This window comes from Microcoleus sp. T3_B1 (genome assembly GCF_036700445.1).
Taxonomy (GTDB): Bacteria; Cyanobacteriota; Cyanobacteriia; order Cyanobacteriales; family Microcoleaceae; genus Microcoleus.
The window spans coordinates 82,000-101,468 of record NZ_JAUBOX010000014.1; the positions used below are offsets into that span (position 1 = coordinate 82,000).

Sequence of the window (19,469 nt, forward strand, 5' to 3'; positions counted from 1 at the left end):
AATTCAAATTAAATTCTGCAAAAATTTATCAAAGGTTGCGCGATCGGGCATAGCACCTTGAGCACCCACTTTAGTTGTGCACAGAGCGCCCGCTGCTGCGCCCCACCGCACCGCCTCCGACAAGGACAGACCGGCATCTAATGCAGAGGCTAACCCGCCGTTAAAAGCATCGCCAGCAGCCACAGTGTCGATCGCCTCCACAGCAAAAGCCGGTACAAAAAAGGTTTCATCCGCCGTAACAGCAACAGCCCCGCGATCGCCCAACTTGACAATAACATTCTTGACCCCACGATCCTGCAAGTGTTTGGCAGCTACAATCGCTGTTTCGGTGTCATTCACCCGAAAACCGACTAACTGGCCCGCTTCCACTTCATTCGGCGTGATAATGTCAATTAGCGGATAAAGTTCGATCGGCAAATCCGCCCTAGCCGGTGCTGGATCGAGAATAACTCGCACCCCGGCTTGACGAGCAGCTTTCGCAGCTTTTTGGACAATTTCCAGGGGAATTTCTAACTGTAACAGCAAAGATGTAGCTGCTGTTAAAAGTTTTTTGAGACGTTCTATCTCGGCTTCACCGACATTGTTATTCGCGCCCGGAATCACAATAATATTATTTTGACCTGTCTCGTCTACCGCGATAATTGCCACTCCTGAATGAGTGTTTTGGTCTATTAATACATTGTCGGTACTTAAACCATAAGATTGTAAATTTGTCAATAATTCTTCAGCAAATTTATCGTTGCCGACGCGACCGATGATGTGGGTGGAAGTGCCGAGACGGGCGGCGGCGACGGCTTGATTTGCTCCTTTGCCACCGCCGGCCGTGAAAAAATTGCTACCGATGATAGTTTCGCCTGGTTGCGGCAACCGGGGAGTTTTTGCTGCTAGGTCGATGTTGATACTACCGAATACGATAATGGTCATAATTTAAATTGGGAATTGGGCATTGGGCATGGGGCATTGGGCATGGGGCATGGGGCATTATAGAATTGGGAATTGGTAATGGGTAGCAACTCGCAAATAACCCATAACGAATAGACATCTCCCATAATTATCGTGGAACAGGCAGGATGCCTGTTCAAAATCTGCTTTTTAGGAGAAGTCTAATAACAACAAATAACAAATAACAACAGCCAACAGCTAACAGTCAACACCCAACAGTCAACAGCCAACAACCAACAGTTAACAACCAACGGCCATCAAACGTGCTAGAACAGTTATGGTCTCCACCGGTCAATTCAATGGCTGCAATTACTCTCGATCGCAATCCCTGTGTCCTGCTAGTTGAAACAGACGAAGTTCTCGCCGGCCACTTGAGTCTCGACTTAAAATCCTCCGGCTACGAACCGGTAGTGGCTTCTAATACCGCCACTGGCCAACATTTAGCTCATGAATTGCAGCCAGCTTTGATTGTAATCGATCGCATACTTGGCGCTGAGTCGGGGCTGTCACTGTGTTCTCACCTCAGAAGTATTGGCAATCGGGTGCCGGTGCTGCTATTGGTCGGTCGTGATACAGTTGACGATCGCGTAGCTTGTCTGGAAGCTGGCGCGGATGATTATTTTCTCAAACCTTACCGCACTGAGGAGTTTTTGCAGTTGGTGCGCTTGTATTTGCAGCCGGATAACAGCAGCAACGAACAATTGAGGTTTGGCGATTTAGTTTTGGATTTAGCCTCTAGGCGGGCCCTACGCAATGGACGGGCGATCGACCTGACGATGAAGGAATATGAGCTGCTAAAGTATTTGATGGAACATCCCCGCGAGGTTTTGACTCGGGAACAAATTCTGGAAAATGTTTGGGGTTACGACTTTTTGGGTGAGTCGAATGTGATTGAGGTTTATATCCGCTATCTGCGGCTCAAGATTGAAGATGAGGGCGAAAAGCGTTTGATTCAGACGGTGCGCGGTGTTGGCTATGTGATGCGGGAAGCTTGAAGAAGTCATTAGTCATCAGTCATTAGTCATTAGTCATTAGTCAGTTGTCAGTTGTCAGTTGTCATCACTCAACGCAGTCAACAGTCAACAGTCAACAGTCAACAGTCAACAATCTAAAATCATTATGAATTATTTAACTAATTTGCTCGGTATTGGAGTAAGTATATTTTTGCTGGGATGTTCGCCGACTTTACCGATCGCGAATGCTGGTGCTACTGGTATTTTGGCCTCGCAGTCTCCGACGGCGACAACATCGGGTCAAGTGCTGCCTGTTTCTGCTAGAGCTCGGATAGGCGATCGCCCAATCGAACTCGAAGTGGCGAAAACACCGGAACAGCAGGCTATGGGTTTAATGTACAGAACTTCTTTGCCGGATGACAGAGGAATGCTGTTTGAGTTTAAACCGGCGCGGCGGGTCAATTTTTGGATGAAAAATTGCAAGATTTCTCTGGATATGATTTTTCTGCGAGATGGGGTGGTTGAGGCGATACAAGTTTCTGCACCTCCTTGTACTGAAGATCCTTGTCCTACCTACGGGCCCGATACTGTTGTCGATCGAGTTATTGAACTCCGGGGCGGGCGAGCTGCTGAACTCGGTGTCAAAAAGGGCGATCGTATTGAAATCGAGTTTTTCCAGTAAAACTTCGGACTGTTTCAGTAAAACCTGCAGACAGAGATAATCCCCCGGTTTCCATCGCCCAGAGAGCCCTCTGCCTTCGGACTACCCAAGAAAATTTAGAAACTTTACAAAAATTGATAAAATCTATTAGAATATTAATGTAACATTCAGTACAAACACCGAAAGATTTGCTACGATGTCGATCTCAGTCAGTCAGGACTTGAGCTTGTTTCCGGAAGCTGTAGATTCTTGGTCGCAGGTATGAGACGAGTCAGCGACTCGTTACCAATCCTGAGAGACGATACTCAGCCTCAAGGTGTAGCAACACGAAAAGAAATTCTCTGGAAGTTCTGGCGATCGAGCTAAATCTACTAAACCTATCTAAAGTAATATGCTACGAGCCAAGTTAATTGGCTGTAATTGGCAAACTTAACTTCTGGTAGCAGTTTCAGGTTTGATCGAAATATCTAACTAATTTTGCCGAAGTAGTTTTGCGGATTCTGCATTTCGGCAGATGAAGTTAAACTCTGAACTTGGTTTAGTAGTTTTAGGTAGCAGAATTTATTCTGATTCGCGCTGCAGAGATGCCGAGGTATTCAGTTTAGGTTCGATCGCGATTACCAGTCGATCGGGCAGACATCAGCCAAATTGCAAAACCTTTCACTTTTTGGGAAAGGTTAGCTTGTGCGCTCGCACTCAGCATTACGTTTGGCAGTTCAACCGCTAATAGCGTTTTAAAACCTATCGACGGTAACAAGACAAATTTAAAACTGGCTTATTACTCATCAAAAACATCAGGTTCACATCAGAAAATGGTGTCCTATACTTAGAGGTGAAATCACATGGCACCCGCTACATACACTAGATTAATTCGATTTTTACAAGAAGATTTGGCAATTTCTCCCGCGTCAATTGCTGTCGCCGAACGTGGCGGTGACAAACAGCGCCAGCGCGATAAAGACCCGAATTCCTTGCCGATGGTTCTGTGGCAATACGGTTTAGTCACTCTCGAACAGTTGGATAAAATCTTTGATTGGTTATCCGAAGCATACTAAAAGGATTTTAGATTTTAGAGAGTATCAAAAATCCAAAATCTAAAATCCTTTAACAACTGAGATTAGGATTCAGCCAAGAATTTGGCAGCAGCGGCAACGCCGGCACCAGGAGTGTAGCCTTCATGACCCAATTCGCTCAGCACGACTTCTAAAGAGGAAATTGCTGCTAGAATATCGCGATCGCACACAAAGCCCAAATGACCGATTCGGAAGATTTTACCTTTCAAATGGTCTTGTCCGTCGGCGAGAGCAATGTCAAATCTCTTTCTCATCAAAGTCCGCACTTTTTGAGCATCTACGGATTCTGGCGGCATAACCGAAGTAATCGCAGGGCTGGCGGCATCATCAGCCGCAAACAACGGCAAACCTAAAGCTTTTACAGCAGCGCGAGTAGTTGTCATTAAGCGTTTGTGCCGCGCGAAAACATTTTCCAACCCTTCTGTTTTCATCATCTGCAGCGATGCTTGCAGGGCAAAAAACATATTGACAGGGGGAGTAAAAGGAGTGGTATTTTTGGCAGCGTCTTTGCTATATTTGCCCAAATCCAAATAATAGCGGGGCAGTTTTGCAGTTTTGTAAGCTTCCCAAGCTTTCGGACTGACGGCCACAAAACCCAAACCTGGAGGAATCATGTAAGCTTTCTGAGAACCCGAAGCAATGACATCGATGCCCCAAGCGTCCATCGGAATATTGACAGCGCCTAAGCTAGTGACAGCATCGACCATAATTAAAGCTTCACCGTGGGCTTTAACGTGGCGGTTGATGGTTTCGAGGTCGTTGAGGACGCCGGTGGAGGTTTCCGAGTGCGTGATGATGACAGCTTTGATTTGCTTCTCTGTATCTGCTTCGAGTTTTTCGCGGAAGTTTTCGGGGTCTAAAGGTTGGCCCCACTCGGCTTTAATAATTTCGGCGTTTAAACCGTAAGCTTCGGCGACTTCAGCCCAACGTTCACCAAATTTGCCGTTAGTACCGACTAAAACTCGATCGCCCGCACTCAAGAAATTAATGATCCCAGCTTCCATCGCCCCGGTACCAGAAACCGTTAAACTCAGCACGTCACTTTTTGTTTGGTGCAGCCATTTGAGGTTTTCGGTACATTCTGCAAAAATCGCGTCAAATTCCTTGCTGCGGTGGCCCATCGGGTGTTTTGCCATCGCTAACAATGCCGCTTCAGGCACCGGCGTCGGGCCCGGAATCATCAGCATTAATTTGTTGTCCATGATATTGTCCTAAGTTTTTCTGTGGGAGTTATATAGAATAAATCAAATACGATACGTCACGTCGCGTCGATACTCTAAGTTTTTTAACTTTTAACTCCCTTGTGGTTAATTTCATTTAGAGCCCAGCGATGTTCTACCGCTAAGTTCGATCGCTCGCAGCTTTGTTCTAATTGCTTTTGAATGGCAAGGGCTTTACGCAGTGTAATAATAAGTTGGTGAACTTGTTGCTGCTGCGGCGATTGTGGACTGACAGCAAACATCGTTTTGCGTTCTAACAATTGAAGTAGCAATTCATAATGAATGTACGAAGGAAGGGGGATTGGCTCCATGAAAGCTAACATACCTCAGCGAACCGATACCCCATTGCAATTGCATGAGGCATCACGGTGAACATTAGATGCCCGATTTTTTATTTGTTTTCTAACCGTCCAATAAACCCTGCTTTGCCGATCGAATATTCGGGGCTGGGTGCGTTGGACACGCTAAATCTTGCGATCGACAGGCTTACAGAATAGATTTAATTGCTTTCTGGCAAAATATTTCTATGCAATATAGCTTTCAGTGCTATTTCTTTTTTACAGTAGCGCTTGAGTCGATGCAGGCTAGAAATTCTCATTATTTACCTACTTAATCATTTTTTATCAGAATTAAGGGTGGTTTGTCAAGCGGTCTCGCCTTTCAGAGGCTCGGAGGGCGATCGGCAAGGGAGGCTAAAGCTGCGCCTGGATCGGGCTGCTTGACCAGAGATTCGCCGATGAGGACGGCTTCGGCGCCGGCGCTGGCAAGTTTAGCGAGGTCGGCGGGAGTGTGGATTCCTGACTCGCTGACGGTGAGGATGCCTTTTGCTTGGATTTCGGTTTGGCGCGAGGCTAATAGTTGACCGGTGGTTTCTAGGCTGACGGAAAAGTCTGCTAGGTTGCGGTTGTTGATGCCGATTAGGCTGACGCCTTCTAGGGTTAATACTCGATCGAGTTCTTCGAGAGTGTGAACTTCTATTAAAGCTGTCATGCCCAACGTCTTGACAATTTTCACAAAGTATTGTAAGTCTTTGTCAGATAGAATGGCTGCGATTAACAATACAGCATCTGCGCCGTGAATCCGGGCGAGATAGATTTGGTAGGGATAGATAATAAACTCTTTGCAAAGTAAGGGTAAATCGACGGCGGCACGGATTTTAGCGAGGTTGTCGAAGCTGCCTTGAAAGAACTTTTCATCGGTGAGTACGGAGATGCAACTAGCGCCGTTTTGTTGGTAAGCTAGGGCGATCGCCACTGGGTCGAAATCTTCGCGAATTACGCCTTTGCTGGGGGAAGCTTTTTTAACTTCGGCGATGATAGCGGGTGTGGTTTTGCCGTTTTTAAGGGCGGCAAGAAAGTCGCGGATGGGCGGTGCAAAGGGGAGTTTTTTGTGAAGATCGGCTAATGGGGTGCGATCGCGCTTTTGGGCCACTTCAGCTTCTTTTTCCCAGACGATTTCTTCGAGGATGTGCTGGGGTTCGGCGTCGGGTACGGCGATTTGGTAGCTGAGGTAGAGTACGGAGACGGATGTGCTGGGGGGACGACGGCGGATTTGAAGCATGATAGGGGGATAAACAGTTGACAGTTGACAGTTGACAGTTGACAGCGAGGTTTTTAGGCTGGGGATTTATACCTTACCGCGATCGCAACAAGTTTCAACCTATTATATAATGGTTACAGTAAATCCTCCTAGCCTGAGAGCTAATGCGTGCCAGCTAAAGATATTTATCACGATACAGTTAAGCGTGCCTTGCAAAAGGATGGGTGGACAATTACTCACGATCCATTTTCCATGCAAATTGGTCGCAAGCGTTTATCTGCTGACTTGGGTGCAGAACGTCTAATTAATGCTGAAAAAGACACCCAAAAAATAGTTGTTGAGGTCAAGAGTTTTGTAGGACGATCGGATGTAAAAGATTTGGAACAGGCTTTGGGACAGTACGTTCTTTACCACCAAGTGCTTAATGAAATGCAGAGCGATAGAAAACTCTATCTTGCTATTTCTAAGCCTGCTTTTAAGAGCGTATTTACCATAGAACTAGGGCAAGTGTTATTAAAAAATCAAATTGTTAAACTGATTGTTTTTGATGTAAAAAGTGAGGAAATACTTCAATGGATACCCGATTGAGATACCAAGAAATTATCAAAAGCATACTTCAGGAACACGCTAAATACCGCAATACTATACCTGACGGCTATCATTCTCAACTGTTATTTGATGATGAACGAGGAGGATATTTAGTTTTGGATATAGGTTGGAATGATGACAATTACCTTCACGCCACACCAATCCACATCAATTTAATCGGCGATAAAATCTGGATTCAATATGATGATACCGAAGAAGGAGTGGCGACGGATTTACTGGCCGCCGGTGTTCCTAAAGAAGATATTGTACTCGGTTTTAGGCATCCTCAAGTGCGGCAGTACACTGAATTTGGAACTGGTTTGAGTGAGAAAGATGAAGAAATTGTTGCTGAATCTGCTGCTGTGCGATCGGCCTAAGTAGAGTACGGAGACGGATGTGCTGGGGGGACGGCGACGGATTTGAAGCATGATAGGGGGATAAAGGGCGATCGCAACAAGTTTCTATTATATAAGGTCGATCGCCCTTTTCAATTTATGATAAAATGCGATTAACTAAGTATTCGGAGATAAACCGATGCAACTAGAAGACTATTTTGAATTTCTCGACCCCGATGACATCCGCATCAAAGGACATCGGATCGGCATTGACGATGTAATTAAATATTACTTGGATGGATATTCGCCCGACCAAATTCTGGAAGAATTACCAAGTTTGAATTTAGAGAAAATTTACGCGACGCTAACCTATTATCTGCAAAATCGGAGGCAGATGGATGCTTATATGTTGCGGCTGGCGAAGTGGCGGGAAGAACGCTATCAGGAATGGTTGGCTAAGGAACCTTCTGATGTAGTAAAGCGTGTAAGAGCAATCAAAGCACAGCGAGAACAGGAGTTACTTCTACTCAAGTGAAAATTCGTTTTTTACTCGATGAAAATTTGCCTCCTAAGCTGAAAAGTGCTGTTTTAAAACTCCAGCCGGGGATAGATATTTTGCGGGTGGGCGACGCCAATGCACCGCCATTAGGAACCCTCGATCCAGAAATCATCAGCTATTTGGAATCATCGCAAAGGCTATTGGTAACTGATAACCGCAAAAGTATTCCTGGACATTTGGAGGAATATTGGGCAACGGGAGGACAAATTTGGGGACTGTTTTGGGTGCGTCCAAGTGCAAGTTTAGGCAGATGGGCAGAAGAAATTGTGATAGTTTGGGAGACTTCGGAAGCTGAAGAATGGATTGATAAATTGGATTGGATTCCATTATAAAAAATTGTTGATAAAGTGCGTGAAGCGTAGCTATCCTGTAGGGAATCGCACATTTTGCGGCTAAAATCCCTTCGCTAACCCGCAAGTCCGCCGGGGGTTGAAAACCCCCGTCTCATAGCTAAAGTCCTCTAAAAGAGGACTGAAAAGCCAATTCAGTAAACAAAGGTCGATCGCGCCTTCCCAAATTTTACCAAAAGGTCGATCGCACATTTCTAAGTTCAAGATAGTTCACTTGACGACAATATAATTTTTTCTTACTCACCGTTGGGGCGGGAATAGTTGGTTTTGACATACTCTTTTAGTATCGGGCAAAGGCTGAAAAATGTGCGATCGCCCTCCGGGATTTTTTCAATTAATGAACGCCGTCCCAAGGATTGCATAACTTTCAAAAATTGCGATCGAGATAATTGCAGATTCTCTGGCACTTTTGAGAGGGAAACAGGCGCGGTTTCACTCGCTAGCCATGACATTACCTGTTTTTCTGAGTCTGATAAGCGATTAAATGGCTGATGCAGTAAAGATTCTAAATCACCTAAAAATAGTGTATCATCCGACAAAAATTCCGATAGGCTGCCGTTAAATAAATCTTGAATCATTGTCGCAACTATTTTTAACCACAAGGGATTCCCTCTGTATTGTTCAATTAGTTCTGACCATTTTTCATGTTCAGCTAAACCTTTTTCTCTGAGGATTTCCCCCGCTTCAACACCTAAACCATTGAGTTGTAATGAGCGAATTGGCTGAGTTTTGCCTTCTAATGCGGCGATTTCTCTAGGCTTTTCCGAACCTATCAGGATTAAACAACTATTGTGAGATAATTCTCCTACCTGTCTGAAGAGTGTGCCGTAATCTTCATATCCAGGTTTGTAAATACCAGCGAGTTGTGCGCTGCTATTTACCATTTGTACGTCATCGAGTATCAGCAGACAGCGGTATTTTTGCAAGTAGTCCAGTAGGGGCAAACCCCCCGTGGTTGCCCCTTCTTCTGGGGAGGGGGCGGGCACGGGGGCACCGCCCCTACCGAAGGCGGGCACACCGTCGGCATTTGGGGCGGGCACGGGGGCGCCGCCCCTACAGAAGAATTGAATTATATTTGTTTGAAGTATTGACAGGGGTGGAGATGTGGCGAGACTTCGCCAGATGATGAAATCAAATTCATGTTTGATTTGTTCTACTAGGTGTACGGCGAGTGCGGTTTTGCCAATGCCGACTATGCCTAGTATGGCGAGTAGGCGGGTGTTTTCGTGGAGAATCCACTGTTTGAGGGTGGTGAGTTCGGATGTGCGATCGTAAAAGGTGAAGATTTTGGGTGCGTCGCTTAAGTCTATATGGGGTCGTTTGGGGGTTTGTTGGGTGTCTTGGAGAGAGGTAGGCGATCGATTCTTCATAACTTCTTCTGATTGTTGTATGTTACCATTGCAAAAATTAACATTCCTAACATTTGTAAATTCTGTTGTAAAAGTTGATGAACTAATAGATAAATAAGATTTTTGTAATGTACGTCGAAAATTAGACTTATTAACTTCTTGACCTAAAGCATTTGAGATAATTTGCCATAATTCCGATGCGACATTTCTTACATGGCCTTCTGTACAATGTTCTTCTTCTGCAATCTCGCTATATTTCTGACCATCCCAGGTTCCTTTCAAAATAGTCTCTTGCAGACGATCTATATGTTTACCCGTCTCCGCAAAAAATAGACTATCTGTAAACTGCAATATATCTTTTACGTCCATTGCTTTGATTTGTCAATGATTTATATCATATTATCACAAATATCTGACATTTGATGACATTAGCAATAGTAGATGACATTGGCTGATATTTGGGCTGAATAAATTAGTTACTTATTCTGACATATTGTAATTGGCATTTCTAACAGCTTAGTTGAATAATATTAATAGAAAGTGTTCAAAGGTTAATTATTTAAATAGGAGACCATAATTGATGATAAAACCAGCGCAACTTAGTAAAATAGCGATGGCTGCCTTAGTTGGTAGTGTAGTTCTTTTTTCTCACACTCAGCCAGCCGATGCAGCCTGGTTTAGACATGACACCTGGCTGGGTCAACTTTCGGAAAATGACAATGCTGCTTATTGGCGAGCCCAGGGCCAATGGTCTAGAAACTTTCAACCTCCCAATCGGAATCAGCTTTGTCAATGGAGGTATGGTAATAACAATGTATGGGGCAAGGGTGTTGGTTGGGGTCAGAACTTTTACAAAACAAATTGTTATCGTTGGCGATGGTTTTGGCAGTAATTGTACCGTCATCTTGTTGTGGCTCACATTCTTATATTTGTTAGTTAGGCAGGATATACACCAATATCCATAAGGCACCAAGATTTTCTACTAAGAACATAGGCTTTCAGTAGGAAGTCTTTGTGCCTAGTTAATGTGACTGTTTAATTAGGGTAAAATGGAATATATATTAAGGATATTTAATCGGTTTTCTCGCAAGCAAAACTCAGGCTTCACCCTTGTAGAGTTGTTAGTGGTTATCATCATTATAGGTATTCTCGCTACTATCTCTCTGGGCACGATGTTTAATTTCATCAAGAAAGCTAAACAAGTAGAGGGGATTACTTACGTTAATACTTGTCAAAAAAAACAACTAGCTTACTATGCTGAAAACAATCAGTTTACAGAGTCCCTAGAACTACTAGGATTGCCAAAGGAAAGTAACAATTATATGTTCAAAGTAGATATATTCTCTCCCACAAAGCCTGAAGACGGTAATGAAACATTAGCTTGTTGTATGGCTGGGGAAAAGGGAGGCGGTAGCGATATGGTGTTTATGTGTGCATCATCTGGTGGCTAAAGTGCTTGTAATATAATAGGAGCGATCGCCCTTTCCTTACTCAGAGTGCGATATTTGGTATAATCAAAAAATTCCGATCGCAGACAGCCAAATGGAATATCTCCCCAATAACTGGGGGGATATTCAGCCAGACATCATATATCAAACGCTGGCTGATATGCTAGTATCTTTTAGTAAAAAGCAAATCCGCCTCGGCAAGAGATACGATCAAAACAATAAACATCTTAAAGCCATTCAAAATGGTAGAGTACCGCCTGATGGTAGTATAGGTCTTATTCCTTCAGAAGAAGAAGGATACGATCTCAAATCTAAGGTGTTAGGAGAAGGCGGAGATTACCGCTATCATGCAAAGTTTATTGAGGGAATTTTACACTTTTCAGGTGTCAAGACAAGTCATTAAGGGAGAATTAAGCTGATGAATGCAGTAACTGTGACAAATCACCAAATTTGGGATGAACTTGCTCAACTCTTAGCACCGATCGCCCTGAATCACCTCATCATAAAACATTTAGAATCCTGTAATTACAAAATACGCGGTTATTGGGATAGTAATAAGTTTTATGAAGAGATAGCTTTCATTCATCCAATCTGTGCTGAGTTGATCGGTCGCTCGATAGGGACAAATATTATCAACAAGCATTCCACTTCTCACTGGATTAAACTTAAATTTTTACTCAAAGCCGATTTATCTGGTGGCGAAAACAACCTGGTTAGCGATGATGGGGATGATGAAATTGGCGAACTGACTCTGATTTTAGATACCAATCTAAAAGTGATTGATGAAAACTGGTCGATCGATCTCGAATCCCCTTTTGTGGTTGCCAAAATTCAGCCAGATTTGCAGCATTCTGCCTAAAGTGCGTAAACCGTAGCTATCCCGTAGGGAATCGCACTCTCACTTAAATCTTAACCGCTTGCTGCGATTGAATTTCCATCGCCTGCAACGCTCTCAATGCAGCCTCAACTACCTTTGTCCACTCACAAGATTTAATATACTCCTCATCAGAAACTCCTGTCCCCAACGCCTCAAATACTAAGTCTATAGCCTGACAAACTGCTGACATCAAACGGGCTTCTTTTTCATCTTCAATAATTGCTCCAATTGCCAGATATGGGTTTTCTGCCAACACAGTATCGTCGTAAAGAAAATGAACCACCTCATCAAAACAGTCGTACTTAATTTCTGGCGGATAATCTCTTTCTAACCAAACTTTATGTTGATATTCTCTATCTGCCAAACTGCGGAGAGTTTCTAATAACTCCTCTCTCATTTTCGGATACTTTACCATACAACTTTCTCCTTTACTAAGGTGCGTACCAGGTTGACCATTGCAACCATTCATCTAAAGGGATGTGGGCTTCTGTGGGATTATTTTTGATGCTACCTGCGATCGGCTGACCATGTTTACCGATAACTTGACCGTCTTTTCTAAGAATAACGTGGTCTACCTGCTGAGAAGGAAAACTGCTATCTGCATCCCCTTTGTCAATCCTTACACCATTTCCCTGATTTGTTGGATATTGCCACCGCCAACCTGGTTTCTTTTTGTTTGGCTGTGCATCGCCCCAGGATTCGGGTATTTTCTGGCTGGCTGCTTCTGGAAATGTCCAATCTTGACTTGAAATCACCTCGCACCTGGTTTATGCTTAATCCTGTTCCTAGACACCAATTTTAGCACAGAGGATATATCGCCCTCCAATCATTTACAACAAAAAATATGAACATCAACGATAAGCTTAAAAACATACTGATGCAATTACGATCGCACTTCGAGCAACTTTACGACAGCCGCCTTGTCACAATGGTGCTCTACGGTTCCCAAGCCAGAGGCGATGCACGCCCCGACTCTGACATTGATATTTTAGTCGTCCTCAAAGGGCAAGTAAACCCAGGCGAAGAAATTAAAAGAACCAGTCACATTCGAGCCGATTTGTCGCTCCAAAATGATGAAGTCATTAGCTGTCTGTTTATGGACGAACAGCGATTTATACATTACAACGGGCCTTTATTGAGGAACATTCGCAAAGAGGGAATAGCTTTACGATCGGCACTCTACCGCCGCCTTAAATACGCGTAATTCCCTACGGGATAGCTACGCCGCGCGTACTTTCATCTATTTTAGCTTCCTCTGCCATCAAAGCAAAATCGTGCAGATTTTTCATCGCAAAATATCCACCTACTTTGAGCAAATCACCCGTGCAAGTGACAGGAATTCTCTCCTGATAAGCTTTCAGTGCTAAATTACAATCAATTTCTGCGATCTCAAGATAGATTTTCCGCAGCTTGTTCACCACAAACCCCATCATCACCACCTTAGCGATTTCTGCCCCATCTTCGCGATCGACTTTCACAACAAATCCCTGAATCTCAGTATTGTCTAACGAAGTAATTAAATCGCTTAAAATCTCTAATTGAGAACTATTTTCTGACACTTCCAGCGTCTTGATAGCATCTCCCATCCGAGCTGGATAATCCGCAAACTCCCTTGTCAAAGGTAGCCCGATATCAAACACATCTCCTGCATCATTTTTTTTGACCCAAATCGCTCCTTTATTGTCGTAAATTCGGCTGTGTTCGTGCCAGCCATTTTTTTGTAAATATGCTATAATTACATTCACATCTAAACTTTTGAAAACTTCCAAATCCCGTACAGTTACTTTCATGGGAAACCTCCTTTGCTAATACGCTGCATAATTGACTCAAGAGCCTGTGGAGTAAAGTGATTCCGGCGGGGCAATTCAACAGTAATGCGATTTGTATTTCTAGTTTCAGGCATTCCCCGCAGCGATACCCAATAGGCACAATGTCTAAGCAACATTTCCTGTTCTGACTGTTGTATCCATTCCCCTATATTTTCCGGTACTAAAACGACAACCAGCAGCCGGGGAATAAAGGCAGTGACTCTCAAGTCGTTGTAATTTTTGACATTGAGCGGATATCGCACAGATTGAGCATCGAGTACATCTCTTGAAGTACATTTTAACTGCAATTCCAGGCGGTGCGGTTGCATTGGATCGCTGCCGATCGCCTTGATACAGAGATCCACGCTATCATAATCATTTTCAGGTTGATCTACAGAACAGCCGGCGACTGCCGCCACAGCACGGACATAAGCCTTGCTAAATAATTCTTTGCGTTGATTCAGTTCCATTTAAACACAATTCTCAAAAACGGGCGGCCACGATCGCACATTGGTGTCAACAAACAGGTCAAACATAGTACCAGTCCTTTGTTGCTCCGATAGGCTTTCGATCCCCCCTAGCCCCCCTTAACAAGGGGGGGACAAGAGCATTCAAGCCCCTTTTAAAAAGGGGTGAAATGGATTTCAAAGTCCCCCTTCTTAAGGGGGATTTAGGGGGATCTAGACTGGAATGCGAACGAGTTTTCTCAAGGGTTTAGACTTAAGTTGACACTAATCGAGACACAGCCCCTACAAATTAATGACTACCCGCTCCAGCCGCCCGTTTAAAAGCCTCATCCAACACTTCCGAAAGCGTCGGGTGAGTGTGCACTCGGAATGCTAAAGTGTTCACAGAATCGCGCTGGGCGATCGCATTTGCCGCCTCCTGAATCAAATCCGCAGCGTGCAAACCGAAAATGTGAACTCCCAACAACTCCCCAGTATCTTTCCGGTAAATCACCTTAGCCATACCGTCGGTTTCACCCTCCGCAATAGCCTTAGAATTTCCCTTAAAATAACTCTTGACAGAACCGACCTCAAACCCTTCTGTTTTTCCTAACTCCTTCGCCGCAGGTTCAGTCATCCCCACATAGCTAATTTCCGGGTGAGTAAACGCCGCCGCCGGGATACTCAAATAGTCAACTTCGCGGGCACGGCCGCAAATATTTTCCACCGCAGCAATTCCCTGAGCCGACGCAGAATGCGCTAACATCATCTTGCCATTAACATCGCCGATCGCCCACAAATTTTGCACCGGTTCTCCCGCCGCCAAAACCTGCATCTTATCGTTAACTGGGATATAACCGCGCATCGTTTCCACGCCAACAGTTTCTAACCCCAAATTCTTGCTTACCGGAACTCGGCCAGTTGCTACCAAACAAGCATCTACTTCCAAAACTTCGACAACTTCCTTAGTTTTGAAATCAGCTAATTCAATAATCACCGGCGAACCAGGAGTAATCTTCTTCGCCAAAACACCTACTTTTGTTTCAATATCGCGGGGTGCAATTAACACTCGTTCTGCTAACTTAGCAATATCCGGGTCAAAAGTCGGCATCAATTGGTCTAGAGCCTCAATCATCGTAATTTCGCAGCCCAGGGCCGTGTAAATATCCGAAAACTCCAAACCGATATAGCCACTGCCAATAATTGCGATCCACTTCGGTAGCGATTCCAACCTGACAGCATCGTCGCTGGTAAATACTGTTTTGCCGTCAATTTCTATCCCAGGGGGGACGAAGGGAATCGAACCGGGAGCGAGAATAATATCCTTGGCGGTAATAGTTTTCTCGCCTTTATCGGTTTCCACGGTAATTTTTTGAGCACTGGCAATTTTGCCCCAACCTTGGATGACATCGACGTTCAAACGTTTGAGGCTGTTGGTCAAGTCGCCACGAAGTTTGCTAACAATAGTATTAGCGTGATTGGCGATCGCCCCGCGATCGAAATCCACACTCCCCAACTGAATGCCCAAAGTCTTCAGGTGGTGGGCATTCCGCAAATCTCGCACGCGCCCGGAAGCCGCCAAGAGCGCCTTCGAGGGAATGCAGCCGCGGTTGACGCAAGTCCCCCCCATGTCCCCTGCTTCGATAATTGCCACTTTCAGCCCGCAGCTAACCGCGTGTATGGCCGCGCCGTGTCCGCCCACGCCAGCGCCGATAATTGCTAAATCGTAATCAAATCCCTGAGTCACCTTAAAATCTCCTAATGCCTGTGAAATCTTAGGACTCAAGCAAAAAACACCGTCTCTGGGTCCTTTCGGGGTGGCGCGTTGCCATCGCAACCCTTGAACAGCGGTAATAGTTGCATAAGTCCTGTTTCCTTATTCTCGACTAGACTAGGGTTAATTAGACAACGAAAGAGCCCTAACTGAGATTTTTTCAGGGTCAAGGATTTTGAGCTGGGTCTACACAAAGTCTCAAATCACTCAGTAGGCGGGTGTACAGTTAAATATAGTTTGAAGGCTGACAATGCCCGCGGCAGGTTTTATATGGGGCAGCAAGTTCAGCCACAGGCATTCCCATCGCCCGGTTAAATTCTGTCCTCCTGCTTGTTTTAGTCGGTTTTCATGTCTAATATCTGCACGCGCCGGGGCGGACAGAGTTTGTTGGCAAATTTTAGACCCTATGGAGTGGCTTATGACGGATGACGACGACCAGAAAGATTTACGCCGGGCCTCGGCTCAATCATTTTTTGAGTCCCTGGATGAATTGTTCGATTCTATAGAGTCCAACAGCACTCAAGCTGCACAACCTAAATCTCCACCGCTTCCGGCTAAGTCTTCGAGTCAGTCTTCGAGTTTGCCGAAGAAGACTAGACCTGCGAAAATTAATTTGTCGGATTTTGAAGATGCGATCGCCGATTTGGAACAGTTTATCCAGAGCAAACACCAGAAACGCCCGGAATCCAATCAATAGTGCGATGACACATTTTCAAGTAATGACTGTTGACTGTTGACTGTTGACGGTTGACAAGTGAAAAATTTTAGATTAATGTTTACCCTCCCAGATGAATCTGTGGAGTCAATTTTTAATTTCAAATTCGGTAGCATAGAAATTATTCATCTCTCTGTTCTCTGACTCTGTGTTCTCTGTGTTCTCTGCGGTTTAATCAGGCCAAAGCAACCAGAATTGATATCAATCTCAAATCTCAAATCTCAAATCTAATAGCATAGAAATGATTCATCTCTCTGTTCTCTGACTCTGTGTTCTCTGTGTCCTCTGCGGTTTAATCATTCCAATGCCACCGGAATTGATATCAATCTAAAATCTCAAATCGACGGGCTGTTAACAGTGCTTTCAGCTTAAGCTGCTTATGTCGCAGCCTACAATATATTCATATTTCGTTGAGGATTGCTTTACAAGAATCAAGCCAGATAAATCATCTCAATTTACTATTAATAGCCTTGTTTTTAGGCTTTGAGTGCTGCGGTAATTGCCTCGATCGCACTTCGATCGCACGATCGCCGATCGCACTCAAAGGCCACTCCAATTCATCAATATCAATATCATTGCGGAACTTCACCGGAATATCAGCACCGTTAATAATAGCTCCCAACAGCCGCGGCCCAGATTTATGCGAATCCTCATCCTCAGATTCCAGCAACTGATCTGCAGCCTCAGACAACATACTAGACAAAGTGTAACCAGGCCGCGCCACCAAAATCATACCGTCCGTGTACGGTTCCAGCGTCAGCGCGTCGTTGCACTCGCTCAAAGCCGGAGAATCCACAACCACAAAATCAAAGCGGTTGCGAACATCCTCAAACAATCTCCGCATTTCGCTTGATTCTAGTACGGCGGAGGCTTGCCGCAAAAAGCCGGGACTCGGCACGACGTATAGGTTCTCTACCTCTGGAACCAAAAGAACGCACTCGCTAATATTGCCGTAATAGTGCAAAGGTTCCACAGTCGCCAGAGGATCAGCAGAAATTTTCAAAGATTCAACGTTAGAAGGCGATCGCAAATCTGCTTCAATTAACAAAGTCCGTTTACCCGATCGAGCCGATGCAATTGCCAAATTGTAAGCACTAAAACTTTTCCCCTCCAAAGGCGCCGCCGAAGTCAGCAACACCACCTTCACCGGTTTGTTCCCGATCCGGCGCAAATTAGTACGCAACCGCTCGTAAAATTCCAAATAGGGAGAATTTGCCTCCAAGGCGAGTGGCATTATTTCATCGCCGTAAGAATCAAACACCGTCACTTCAGGCAAAACTCCCAGTATCGGCACTTCTTTTTCCACCAATGCCGCCCGCACTTCTTCCCAACTATAAAACTTGCCGTTGAGCATCCCCAACAAAAATATCAAGCCCCCGCCCAGCAGGAATCCCACAAAGCCGCCCACCGCCAGCATCACGGGCAAACCTCTCTTGTTTGACTCAACGTCATCAGTTTGGGGCAATTGGGCTATTCTCAAACTCCCCGTTGTCTCAACTACCGCCGCCTCAGCATCTACCAAAGCCGACTGCATCTTGTCGTAGAGAGCTTTTTTGAACCCCACTTGCTGGGCTAACCGCGCTTGTTCTAACTGCTTGTTGGGGATTGTCGCGTGTTCCCGACGCAATAGCTGTTCAGTTTTCTCGATTCCTTGGAGTTGCTGTTGCACCGTATCCCGCTGCGTTTGCAAAGCAATCAAAGTTTGAGCTAACTGCTGTCTGGCCGGATCTAAAGAAGAGTCTACCCGAATTCGATCAGCACTTCTGAGCGGGGCCGCCACCCCGTTACCGCCGAGTACCTCAGATTGCCTCTGCTGCAACTGCTGCTCAAAAGCTTGTTTTTGTTTGAGCAATTCTACAATTTTCGGGTGTTCCTCCTGCAAGTCGCTGCGGAGAATTTTGAGCTGAGATTCGATCGAAAACAATTGCACTCGCAGTTGGGCAATAATTGGATCGGCAGAGAGTGCTTGAGCGACGTAAGCTTGCTCCACATTCAATCCCAAGCGATCCTGCAAACTATTAATTTGAGCTTCAATTCCTCCCAACTGCACGCGGAGTTGCCGCTGCTGCTGTTGGCTGCTGGTAATCGCTAGCGGCAAAGCACCGCTCTGAGCTGCTAAAATTGAAGTTCCTTCTCGTTTTTCGTAGGCTTCAAGTTTTGCTTCCGTGTCTCTGAGTTCCTGCGTTACTTTCGGCAAACGCTTGTTAATTTGGGCGATCGTGTCACGCAGTCTAGAAGTATTAATACTTTTGCTGTGTTCCACCATTTCGTACATCAGCGTCTTTACTACCGCTTCTGCTTTTTGGCGATCGCCATTTTTGTACAATACTTGAATCAAAGCGCTGGGGTCATTATTCTTACTGGGCATCTTGATCTGCACGTCTTTTACCAGCTTGTCCGTCAAAACTTCTATTTCTGTTCCCTCTTCTTTTTGGCTGATTTTTTTTTCTGCTTTTATGAGTTTTTTTGCTGCTGGTTCAACCACCATTTTATTCAGCAGCATATCTTTAGTTATTTCTTGTCCTTCCTGTTGAATTTTAGTAGTAGTAGATGAAAAAATCACGCTCGGTCTGTCGTAGGCCAGCGTACCTATTGCAACGTAAACTGGCGCAGGCTTTGGCTGCAGGGCTACTACTCCCGACACGCCCACAGTCACCGCGAGAGTAGCCAGTCCCACCCACTTGTATTGGTCGAAAGCAATTAAATAACGTTTAACAACGGATAAAGTCATGACGATTTTAGATTTTAGATTTTAGATTTTAGATTGTTAACGATAACTAATGATTGCGGACTAATTCTACAAATCCCCCAAAAACCTTAGAACTTTCGGTC

At 44.9% G+C, this 19,469-nt stretch carries 24 protein-coding genes; 13 read left to right on the forward strand and 11 right to left on the reverse strand.

Going from position 1 to position 19,469, the window contains the following annotated elements:
- Positions 1–3: 3 nt before the first annotated feature.
- Complete coding sequence (rbsK, locus tag QT990_RS10395; protein ID WP_333141602.1) at positions 4–924, reverse strand: ribokinase; 921 nt, start codon at positions 922–924, stop codon at positions 4–6.
- 317 nt (positions 925–1,241) lie between these two features.
- On the opposite strand from rbsK, the gene nblR reads away from it, so the two are divergent.
- From nblR to QT990_RS10415, 4 genes are all read left to right on the forward strand, one after another.
- Entirely contained in the window at positions 1,242–1,937 is a 696-nt protein-coding gene (gene nblR / locus QT990_RS10400; RefSeq protein WP_333141600.1) for a response regulator transcription factor NblR, read from the forward strand.
- Between the two features lie 124 nt (positions 1,938–2,061).
- A complete protein-coding gene (locus QT990_RS10405; RefSeq protein WP_333141598.1) occupies positions 2,062–2,577 on the forward strand; it encodes a DUF192 domain-containing protein in 516 nt (171 codons plus the stop codon).
- A gap of 493 nt (positions 2,578–3,070) precedes the next feature.
- Entirely contained in the window at positions 3,071–3,283 is a 213-nt protein-coding gene (locus QT990_RS10410) for a hypothetical protein (RefSeq protein WP_333141596.1), read from the forward strand.
- 115 nt (positions 3,284–3,398) lie between these two features.
- Positions 3,399–3,611, forward strand: a complete 213-nt coding sequence (locus QT990_RS10415; RefSeq protein ID WP_333141594.1) for a DUF2949 domain-containing protein — start codon at positions 3,399–3,401, stop codon at positions 3,609–3,611.
- Positions 3,612–3,673: 62 nt separating this feature from the next.
- On the opposite strand, the gene QT990_RS10420 is transcribed toward QT990_RS10415, so the two are convergent.
- From QT990_RS10420 to trpC, 3 genes are all read right to left on the reverse strand, one after another.
- Positions 3,674–4,831, reverse strand: a complete 1,158-nt coding sequence (locus tag QT990_RS10420; RefSeq protein WP_333141592.1) for an alanine--glyoxylate aminotransferase family protein — start codon at positions 4,829–4,831, stop codon at positions 3,674–3,676.
- A gap of 83 nt (positions 4,832–4,914) precedes the next feature.
- Positions 4,915–5,160, reverse strand: a complete 246-nt coding sequence (locus tag QT990_RS10425; RefSeq protein ID WP_333055069.1) for a DUF5340 domain-containing protein — start codon at positions 5,158–5,160, stop codon at positions 4,915–4,917.
- Positions 5,161–5,509: 349 nt separating this feature from the next.
- Entirely contained in the window at positions 5,510–6,409 is a 900-nt protein-coding gene (gene trpC, locus QT990_RS10430; RefSeq protein ID WP_333141590.1) for an indole-3-glycerol phosphate synthase TrpC, read from the reverse strand.
- 147 nt (positions 6,410–6,556) lie between these two features.
- On the opposite strand from trpC, the gene QT990_RS10435 reads away from it, so the two are divergent.
- From QT990_RS10435 to QT990_RS10450, 4 genes are all read left to right on the forward strand, one after another.
- The gene (locus QT990_RS10435) at positions 6,557–6,976 is read left to right on the forward strand and encodes an element excision factor XisH family protein (RefSeq protein WP_333141588.1); all 420 of its coding nucleotides are present in this window, start codon (positions 6,557–6,559) and stop codon (positions 6,974–6,976) included.
- Positions 6,961–7,353: a XisI protein gene (locus QT990_RS10440; protein ID WP_333141586.1), complete on the forward strand. Its 393-nt coding sequence runs from the start codon at positions 6,961–6,963 to the stop codon at positions 7,351–7,353. Before QT990_RS10435 ends, QT990_RS10440 begins: the two co-directional genes overlap by 16 nt.
- A gap of 157 nt (positions 7,354–7,510) precedes the next feature.
- The gene (locus tag QT990_RS10445) at positions 7,511–7,846 is read left to right on the forward strand and encodes a DUF433 domain-containing protein (RefSeq protein WP_333090952.1); all 336 of its coding nucleotides are present in this window, start codon (positions 7,511–7,513) and stop codon (positions 7,844–7,846) included.
- On the forward strand, positions 7,843–8,202 hold the full coding sequence (locus tag QT990_RS10450; protein ID WP_333465213.1) for a DUF5615 family PIN-like protein: 360 nt from the start codon (positions 7,843–7,845) through the stop codon (positions 8,200–8,202). The genes QT990_RS10445 and QT990_RS10450 overlap by 4 nt, the downstream gene beginning before the upstream one ends.
- 254 nt (positions 8,203–8,456) lie before the next feature.
- On the opposite strand, the gene QT990_RS10455 is transcribed toward QT990_RS10450, so the two are convergent.
- On the reverse strand, positions 8,457–9,938 hold the full coding sequence (locus tag QT990_RS10455; protein ID WP_333465214.1) for an NB-ARC domain-containing protein: 1,482 nt from the start codon (positions 9,936–9,938) through the stop codon (positions 8,457–8,459).
- Positions 9,939–10,618: 680 nt separating this feature from the next.
- On the opposite strand from QT990_RS10455, the gene QT990_RS10460 reads away from it, so the two are divergent.
- The 3 genes from QT990_RS10460 to QT990_RS10470 all read left to right on the forward strand — a co-directional run bounded on the left by QT990_RS10460 (position 10,619) and on the right by QT990_RS10470 (position 11,876).
- The gene (locus QT990_RS10460; RefSeq protein WP_333306618.1) at positions 10,619–11,020 is read left to right on the forward strand and encodes a prepilin-type N-terminal cleavage/methylation domain-containing protein; all 402 of its coding nucleotides are present in this window, start codon (positions 10,619–10,621) and stop codon (positions 11,018–11,020) included.
- Between the two features lie 91 nt (positions 11,021–11,111).
- Positions 11,112–11,420: a hypothetical protein gene (locus tag QT990_RS10465; protein WP_333306616.1), complete on the forward strand. Its 309-nt coding sequence runs from the start codon at positions 11,112–11,114 to the stop codon at positions 11,418–11,420.
- A gap of 15 nt (positions 11,421–11,435) precedes the next feature.
- Complete coding sequence (locus QT990_RS10470) at positions 11,436–11,876, forward strand: hypothetical protein (protein ID WP_333306614.1); 441 nt, start codon at positions 11,436–11,438, stop codon at positions 11,874–11,876.
- A 43-nt stretch (positions 11,877–11,919) separates the two neighbouring features.
- On the opposite strand, the gene QT990_RS10475 is transcribed toward QT990_RS10470, so the two are convergent.
- The gene (locus tag QT990_RS10475; protein WP_333141574.1) at positions 11,920–12,309 is read right to left on the reverse strand and encodes an SCO4402 family protein; all 390 of its coding nucleotides are present in this window, start codon (positions 12,307–12,309) and stop codon (positions 11,920–11,922) included.
- Between the two features lie 16 nt (positions 12,310–12,325).
- Positions 12,326–12,649, reverse strand: coding sequence for a hypothetical protein (locus QT990_RS10480; RefSeq protein ID WP_333141572.1), 324 nt, complete (start codon positions 12,647–12,649; stop codon positions 12,326–12,328).
- Positions 12,650–12,738: 89 nt separating this feature from the next.
- Here QT990_RS10480 and QT990_RS10485 point away from each other — a divergent pair, with 89 nt between their 5' ends.
- Positions 12,739–13,098, forward strand: coding sequence for a nucleotidyltransferase domain-containing protein (locus QT990_RS10485; RefSeq protein WP_333141569.1), 360 nt, complete (start codon positions 12,739–12,741; stop codon positions 13,096–13,098).
- 4 nt (positions 13,099–13,102) lie between these two features.
- Here the strand turns inward: QT990_RS10485 and QT990_RS10490 are convergent, their stop codons facing one another.
- From QT990_RS10490 to lpdA, 3 genes are all read right to left on the reverse strand, one after another.
- Positions 13,103–13,684: a hypothetical protein gene (locus QT990_RS10490; RefSeq protein WP_333141567.1), complete on the reverse strand. Its 582-nt coding sequence runs from the start codon at positions 13,682–13,684 to the stop codon at positions 13,103–13,105.
- On the reverse strand, positions 13,681–14,172 hold the full coding sequence (locus tag QT990_RS10495) for a DUF4365 domain-containing protein (RefSeq protein WP_333141564.1): 492 nt from the start codon (positions 14,170–14,172) through the stop codon (positions 13,681–13,683). Before QT990_RS10495 ends, QT990_RS10490 begins: the two co-directional genes overlap by 4 nt.
- A 286-nt stretch (positions 14,173–14,458) precedes the next feature.
- Positions 14,459–15,895: a dihydrolipoyl dehydrogenase gene (lpdA, locus tag QT990_RS10500; RefSeq protein ID WP_333141562.1), complete on the reverse strand. Its 1,437-nt coding sequence runs from the start codon at positions 15,893–15,895 to the stop codon at positions 14,459–14,461.
- 445 nt (positions 15,896–16,340) lie between these two features.
- Between lpdA and QT990_RS10505 the strand changes: the two genes are divergently transcribed.
- Positions 16,341–16,619: a hypothetical protein gene (locus QT990_RS10505; protein ID WP_333300336.1), complete on the forward strand. Its 279-nt coding sequence runs from the start codon at positions 16,341–16,343 to the stop codon at positions 16,617–16,619.
- A gap of 463 nt (positions 16,620–17,082) precedes the next feature.
- Here QT990_RS10505 and QT990_RS10510 read toward each other — a convergent pair whose 3' ends face one another.
- The gene (locus QT990_RS10510; RefSeq protein ID WP_333465215.1) at positions 17,083–19,368 is read right to left on the reverse strand and encodes an AAA family ATPase; all 2,286 of its coding nucleotides are present in this window, start codon (positions 19,366–19,368) and stop codon (positions 17,083–17,085) included.
- Positions 19,369–19,469: the final 101 nt, after the last annotated feature.